Genomic DNA, 1221 nt, shown 5'->3' with positions numbered 1-1221 from the left:
ATTTGTCGTAAAACCAAAATATGAAAAAAGGAGCTAACCACAATGGGAAGCTCCTTAATTTTGAAAAGTTAGTCGGTTAGTAGTGAATAATAATAAATCTGTCTTAATCTTACTGCTTGTACTTTTCCATCTACTTTTTTAGCAATGCTCACCCAATTATCACAATCATCAAAAGTATATTCAAAAAGAACATTTTTAGTTTCATTTACTTTATATTTGGTATCACTTCTAGTTGTATATAATAGTTTAATGATATTGTTGTTTTCGTCGTAAAAGTAGTTTTCAGTAACAGGTAAATTATCAAGATTATCATTAAAAGTAGATCTTTCTGTTAACCTATCTAAACCATCATATTTGTAAAATGTATATCTATCAAAACTACCCTCGAAAAAATGTGATTCAGTAATAAAATTATTGCTATTAAATTTATTGGTAATTCCTCTTTCTTTTTTAAGAACTCCATCAATCATATATTCTGTAATGGAATTCTCTAATTTATTGTTTTGGTTATAATTGCTTTTTGTAATATATCGGAGTACTAACTTTTCATCGCCAGCATTTAAATAATTTTCACTATTTTGAACGTAATTTACTTCTTCAACCATATTTTTGTTTTCATCGTATTTAAAATAAGAAATCATCAAACGACCATAATAAACCTTCTTCTGACTTACTAACAAATCTTTATCAAATGTTTTAAAACTATAAATAACATCAGAAGTTCTATCATCGACATCAGTTCTAATTTCAATTTCATTAATATCTTTATCTTCTGTTACATTAATAAAATTTTGGATGATCGAGTATTTAGAAGAATCAATAGATGCTACCAGTTTGTTTTGATTGTATGTATAATTGTAAGTGTTTATTTTTTCATAATTTTGGTCGTACCAATATTCCTTAATAAGATTTCTATTTTTATCATAAAATCTTCTGTTGTTTATATAATGATTATAAGAAGTATGATACCAATAAAAATGGGTTAACTCTTTAGAATCTTTACTTCCAGGAAATCCAAATTCACCATAATAATTATTGAATAATTCATAATCATCTCCATCAATAGACGCTTCTTTCGTAATATGAGGATAAACTATAGTTTCGTAAACTTCTTTGACATTACCATAAATAGTATCAATAGGAATATATTGTGAAAAACACGAGTTTATTTTAAAAATCACTACTAAACGGGCAATCTTTCAAATAGGGCAAAATTAGTTG

The 1221-nt window shown here is 25.9% G+C and carries 1 protein-coding gene; it reads right to left on the bottom strand.

Annotated features, from left to right (window positions below; genetic code table 11):
- Window positions 1–68: 68 nt before the first annotated feature.
- Window positions 69–1181 carry a hypothetical protein gene (locus BLW20_RS14520; RefSeq protein ID WP_091103015.1) on the bottom strand — a complete coding sequence of 371 codons (1113 nt, stop codon included), beginning with the start codon at window positions 1179–1181 and terminating at the stop codon, window positions 69–71.
- Between the last annotated feature and the right edge of the window lie 40 nt (window positions 1182–1221).

Source organism: Paenimyroides marinum (assembly GCF_900108395.1).
Lineage (GTDB): Bacteria > Bacteroidota > Bacteroidia > Flavobacteriales > Flavobacteriaceae > Flavobacterium > Flavobacterium marinum.
Note: the sequence above shows the minus strand (reverse complement) of the source record. Positions and strands in the feature narration are given on the sequence as shown.